Origin of the sequence: Mycobacterium sp. (genome assembly GCF_049647605.1) — a bacterium.
Taxonomy (GTDB): Bacteria; Actinomycetota; Actinomycetes; order Mycobacteriales; family Mycobacteriaceae; genus Mycobacterium.
Genome location: NZ_JBARXZ010000156.1, coordinates 1 through 5,546, shown reverse-complemented (window position 1 = coordinate 5,546; position 5,546 = coordinate 1). Strand labels below are relative to the sequence as shown.

Genomic DNA, 5,546 nt, shown 5'->3' with positions numbered 1-5,546 from the left:
AGCCTGGACTATGCCGCCTCCGTCGGCTGTGGCGACCCTGCCGGAGCCGCGGCCTGCCTGCGCGCGCTCCCGGCGACGGCGCTGGTCGAGCCGGTCTACTACGGGAAGCTCGGTGATGAGGGCCTGTCGGGTCCGGTCACCGACACCTCGCTGTTGCCGCAGGACCCGGTCCGGGTGATGGCCGAAGGCACGGTGGCGCAGGTCCCGGTGCTGATCGGTACCAACCGCGACGACTTCACCCTTTTCATGGCCCTGAAATATCTCCGGCTGAACTCCGAGCCCAGCGCGGCCGACTATCCCGAGCTGCTGGTCAAGACCTTTGGCCCCGCGCATGCCCCGGCCATCGAGCAGCGTTACCCGCCCGGGGACTACGGCGGCAGTACCTCGCTGGCCTATTCGGCGGCGGTCACCGACGGCGCCTTTGCCTGTGTGGCAGACCGGATGGGCCGTGACCTGGCCGCCGCGGGAGTGCCGGTATACGCCTATGAGTTCAACGACCGGACCGCGCCGGCTCCGGACCCGCTGCGGAAGGTGCCGTTTCCGGTCGGTGCCAGTCATTCGCTGGAGCTGAGATACCTGTTCGACATGGGTGGCACGCCCGAACTGGACCCGGTGCAGCAGAAGCTGTCGGAGCAGATGATCGACTACTTCACCCAGTTCATCGCGACCGGGGTGCCGGCGGCGCCGGGGGCTCCACAATGGCCACCACTCGAGTGGCCACCACTCGGCGGTGCGGATGCCGCACACATGGCGTTCGACACCGACGGCAGCCGGGTCGCGACCGGTTTCGCCCAGGAACACCAGTGCGGCTTCTGGGCAGGGCTGCAGTGACGGCGATCCCGCTCCGCTGCCGGCCTGGGTAACCTTTCGAGGTGACGTGTCCGGTGGCGTGACAGACCGAAACTGCCGTGAATTTCCCGGTCGATCGGCGATTTCGGCGAAACCGGACCGGTCTTCGACGGGGATTTGGATCGGGCCCCGGGTCTAGGGCATACTGTTCGGGTTGCCTTGAGCCGGGTACACGCTTTCTGGCGTTACTCGTTCACGGGCATACGACCTGCGCCCAACACGGGCGCGTCCGGTCCCACCTACGAGCGCGCCGAAAATTCGGGGCGCACGAGGCTGCATGAGGGCGACACGCCCGACCGCGGGGGCCGGTGAACCACAGACAGGTAAACAGCGGCGGCATTTCGCGCGGGTATCGCGCGGAGGAACCAGCTTTATAGATGGGCCCCAGACGGTGCCCACTGAGTAGTGAAGGTAGGAGAAGCGTGGCGGGACAAAAGATCCGCATCAGGCTCAAGGCCTACGACCACGAGGCCATTGATGCCTCTGCGCGCAAGATCGTCGAGACGGTCACCCGGACGGGCGCCAGCGTGGTCGGTCCAGTGCCGCTGCCGACCGAGAAGAACGTGTACTGCGTGATTCGGTCCCCGCACAAGTACAAGGACTCGCGGGAGCACTTCGAGATGCGCACGCACAAGCGGTTGATCGACATCCTCGACCCGACGCCGAAGACAGTTGACGCGCTGATGCGCATCGACCTGCCGGCCAGTGTCGACGTGAATATCCAGTAGGAGACCCAAGAAAATGGCACGCAAAGGCATTCTGGGCACCAAACTGGGCATGACGCAGGTGTTCGACGAGAACAACAAGATCGTTCCGGTCACCGTCGTCAAAGCCGGACCCAACGTGGTGACCCGCATCCGCACTCAGGAGACCGACGGCTACAGCGCCGTCCAGCTCGCCTACGGCGAGATCAGCCCCCGCAAGGTGAACAAGCCCGTCACCGGTCAGTTCGCCGCCGCCGGAGTCAACCCGCGCCGCCACCTCGCCGAGCTTCGCCTCGACGATGAGGCCGCCGCCGCCGAGTACGCGGTCGGCCAGGAGCTGACCGCCGACATCTTCGCCGATGGCGGATATGTCGACGTCACCGGGACCAGCAAGGGCAAGGGCTTCGCCGGCACCATGAAGCGGCACGGTTTCAGCGGCCAGGGCGCCAGCCACGGCGCGCAGGCCGTCCACCGCCGTCCCGGCTCGATCGGTGGCTGCGCCACCCCGGGTCGCGTCTTCAAGGGCACCCGCATGTCCGGCCGGATGGGCAGCGACAAGGTCACCACGCAGAACCTGAAGGTGCACAAGGTCGACGCCGAGAACGGTGTCATTCTGATCAAGGGCGCCATCCCCGGCCGCAACGGCGGACTCGTCATGGTTCGCACCGCGATCAAACGAGGTGAGAAGTAACAATGGCTGACAAGAAGATCGACGTCCGGACCCCGGGCGGCAAAAAGGACGGCAGCGTCGAGTTGCCCGCCGCAGTGTTCGACGTCGAGGCGAACATCGCGCTGATGCACCAGGTCGTCGTCGCGCAGCTGGCCGCCAAGCGGCAGGGCACGCATTCGACGAAGACCCGTGGTGAGGTCTCCGGCGGCGGCCGCAAGCCGTACCGGCAGAAGGGCACCGGCCGCGCCCGTCAGGGCTCGACCCGCGCACCGCAGTTCACCGGTGGTGGCGTGGTGCACGGCCCGCAGCCGCGTGACTACAGCCAGCGGACCCCGAAGAAGATGATCGCGGCTGCACTGCGCAGCGCGCTCAGCGATCGGGCCCGCAACGACCGGATCCACGCGATCACCGAGCTGATCAGCGGTCAGACCCCTTCGACCAAGAGCGCCAAGGCGTTCCTGGCGACACTGACCGAGAACAGCAAGGTCCTGGTCGTCATCGGTCGCACCGACGAGGTGGGCGCCAAGAGCGTTCGCAATCTGCCTGGTGTGCATGTGATCTCACCGGATCAGCTCAACACCTACGACGTGCTCAACGCCGATGACGTGATCTTCAGCGTCGAGGCACTGGACGCGTTCATCAAGGCCAATACCAAGGCGACCGAGGAGGTTTCGGCCTGATGGCGACCGTGACCGATCCCCGCGACATCATCCTGGCTCCGGTCATCTCGGAGAAGTCGTACGGGCTCATCGAGGACAACGTGTACACGTTCATCGTGCACCCGGATTCGAACAAGACCCAGATCAAGATCGCGATCGAGAAGATCTTCAAGGTCAAGGTCGATTCCGTGAACACGCAGAACCGCCAGGGCAAGCGCAAGCGCACCCGCGCCGGCTTTGGCCAGCGCAAGAGTGTCAAGCGCGCCCTGGTCACCCTGGCCCCCGGTAGTAAGCCGATCGACCTGTTCGGAGCGCCTGCTTAGGCCCGCGCCGGCAGGAATGAAGAGCTAGAGGACTGAACAGACATGGCAATTCGCAAATACAAGCCGACAACCCCCGGTCGCCGTGGGTCCAGCGTCTCCGACTTCGCCGAGATCACTCGTGACCACCCGGAGAAGTCGCTGGTTCGCCCGCTGCACGGCAAGGGCGGACGTAACGCACACGGCCGCATCACGACTCGTCACAAGGGTGGTGGCCACAAGCGCGCCTACCGCGTGATCGACTTCCGTCGCCACGACAAGGACGGTGTCGACGCCAAGGTCGCACACATCGAGTACGACCCCAACCGCACCGCGAACATCGCGCTGCTGCATTTCCTCGACGGCGAGAAGCGCTACATCATCGCGCCCGAGGGACTGAAGCAGGGCACGATCGTGGAGTCGGGCGCCAACGCCGACATCAAGCCCGGTAACAACCTGCCGCTGCGCAACATCCCGGCCGGTACCGTCATCCACGCCGTGGAGCTGCGCCCGGGCGGCGGTGCGAAGCTGGCCCGTTCAGCGGGTGTCAGCATCCAGCTGCTGGGCAAGGAAGGCGCCTACGCCTCGCTGCGTATGCCGTCGGGTGAAATCCGGCGCGTCGACGTGCGCTGCCGCGCCACCGTCGGTGAGGTCGGCAACGCCGAGCAGGCCAACATCAACTGGGGCAAGGCCGGCCGCATGCGGTGGAAGGGCAAGCGCCCGACCGTCCGCGGTGTGGTGATGAACCCTGTTGACCACCCGCACGGTGGTGGTGAGGGCAAGACCTCCGGTGGCCGTCACCCGGTGAGCCCGTGGGGCAAGCCCGAGGGCCGCACCCGCAAGCCCAACAAGCCGAGCGACAAGCTCATCGTCCGCCGCCGGCGCACCGGCAAGAAGCGCTAGGGAGTAACCAGCGATGCCACGCAGCCTGAAGAAAGGCCCGTTCGTCGACGGCCATCTGTTGAAGAAGGTCGACGTCCAGAACGAGAAGAACACCAAGCAGGTCATCAAGACCTGGTCACGTCGGTCCACCATCCTCCCCGATTTCATCGGGCACACTTTCGCCGTCCACGACGGTCGCAAGCATGTCCCGGTGTTTGTCACCGAGGCGATGGTCGGGCACAAGCTGGGCGAGTTCGCCCCCACCCGCACGTTCAAGGGTCACATCAAGGATGACCGGAAGGCGAAGCGACGCTAATGACAACCGCTGTTGAATATCCGTCTGCGACGGCCAAAGCGCGCTTCGTGGGGATCTCGGCGTCCAAAGCGCGCCGGGTCATCGATCTGGTGCGTGGCAAGTCGGTCACCGAGGCGCTCGACATCCTCCGCTGGGCACCGCAGGGCGCCAGCGAGACGATCGCCAAGGTGATCGCCAGTGCCGCGGCCAACGCCCAGAACAACGAGGGTCTCGACCCCGACACTCTGGTGGTGGCCACCGCGTTTGCCGATGAGGGCCCGACTGCCAAGCGCATTCGGCCGCGTGCCCAGGGGCGTGCGTTCCGGATCCGCAAGCGCACCAGCCACATCACGGTGATCGTGGAGAGCCGTCCCGCCAAGCAGGGTCGCGGTGCCGGCTCGTCCGGTTCGGCCAGCGCGGCTCGTACGCGTCGCGCCCAGGCCAGCAAGGCAGCCTCCGCCAAGACCGCGACTGCCAAGACCACGACTGAGGCTTCTGACGAAGCGAAGGGAGGCTCGCAGTAGTGGGCCAGAAGATCAATCCCCATGGCTTCCGGCTCGGTATCACCACCGACTGGAAGTCCCGGTGGTATGCCGACAAGCAGTACGCCGATTACGTCAAGGAAGACGTCGCGATCCGTCGTCTCCTGGCCACCGGCCTGGAGCGTGCCGGAATCGCCGATGTGGAGATCGAACGGACTCGTGACCGGGTCCGCGTCGACATCCACACCGCGCGCCCCGGCATCGTCATCGGCCGTCGCGGCACCGAGGCCGACCGTATCCGCGCCGACCTGGAGAAGCTCACCAAGAAGCAGGTGCAGCTGAACATCCTCGAGGTGAAGAACCCCGAGAGCCAGGCCCAGCTGGTCGCCCAGGGTGTTGCCGAGCAGCTGAGCAACCGCGTGGCGTTCCGTCGCGCGATGCGCAAGGCGATCCAGTCGGCCATGCGGCAGCCCAACGTCAAGGGCATCCGGGTGCAGTGCTCGGGCCGCCTCGGTGGCGCTGAGATGAGCCGCTCGGAGTTCTACCGCGAGGGCCGCGTCCCGCTGCACACGCTGCGTGCCGATATCGACTACGGCCTCTACGAGGCCAAGACGACGTTCGGCCGGATCGGCGTGAAGGTGTGGATCTACAAGGGCGACATCGTTGGTGGCAAGCGTGAGCTGACCGCCGCGGCGCCCGCCGGCGC

General features: G+C 66.1%; 9 protein-coding genes. All 9 read left to right on the top strand.

Annotation, left to right across the window (positions count from 1 at the left end; all coding sequences use genetic code 11):
• Positions 1–831 (top strand): carboxylesterase family protein (locus WBB07_RS20050; protein WP_526310118.1); only part of this gene is annotated, 831 nt, incomplete at its 5' end.
• A gap of 440 nt (positions 832–1,271) precedes the next feature.
• Positions 1,272–1,577 carry a 30S ribosomal protein S10 gene (rpsJ, locus tag WBB07_RS20045; RefSeq protein ID WP_003883485.1) on the top strand — a complete coding sequence of 102 codons (306 nt, stop codon included), beginning with the start codon at positions 1,272–1,274 and terminating at the stop codon, positions 1,575–1,577.
• Positions 1,578–1,590: 13 nt separating this feature from the next.
• On the top strand, positions 1,591–2,244 hold the full coding sequence (gene rplC, locus WBB07_RS20040) for a 50S ribosomal protein L3 (protein ID WP_526310117.1): 654 nt from the start codon (positions 1,591–1,593) through the stop codon (positions 2,242–2,244).
• Positions 2,245–2,246: 2 nt separating this feature from the next.
• Positions 2,247–2,903 carry a 50S ribosomal protein L4 gene (rplD, locus tag WBB07_RS20035; RefSeq protein ID WP_526310116.1) on the top strand — a complete coding sequence of 219 codons (657 nt, stop codon included), beginning with the start codon at positions 2,247–2,249 and terminating at the stop codon, positions 2,901–2,903.
• Positions 2,903–3,205, top strand: a complete 303-nt coding sequence (rplW, locus tag WBB07_RS20030) for a 50S ribosomal protein L23 (RefSeq protein WP_526310115.1) — start codon at positions 2,903–2,905, stop codon at positions 3,203–3,205. Before rplD ends, rplW begins: the two co-directional genes overlap by 1 nt.
• 42 nt (positions 3,206–3,247) lie before the next feature.
• Positions 3,248–4,084, top strand: coding sequence for a 50S ribosomal protein L2 (gene rplB / locus WBB07_RS20025; protein WP_526310114.1), 837 nt, complete (start codon positions 3,248–3,250; stop codon positions 4,082–4,084).
• 13 nt (positions 4,085–4,097) lie between these two features.
• Positions 4,098–4,379, top strand: coding sequence for a 30S ribosomal protein S19 (gene rpsS, locus WBB07_RS20020; RefSeq protein ID WP_197382441.1), 282 nt, complete (start codon positions 4,098–4,100; stop codon positions 4,377–4,379).
• Positions 4,379–4,882, top strand: a complete 504-nt coding sequence (gene rplV / locus WBB07_RS20015) for a 50S ribosomal protein L22 (protein WP_526310113.1) — start codon at positions 4,379–4,381, stop codon at positions 4,880–4,882. Before rpsS ends, rplV begins: the two co-directional genes overlap by 1 nt.
• Positions 4,882–5,546: 30S ribosomal protein S3 (rpsC, locus tag WBB07_RS20010; RefSeq protein WP_526310112.1), on the top strand; the 665-nt coding region annotated here is incomplete at its 3' end. The genes rplV and rpsC, both read left to right, overlap by 1 nt.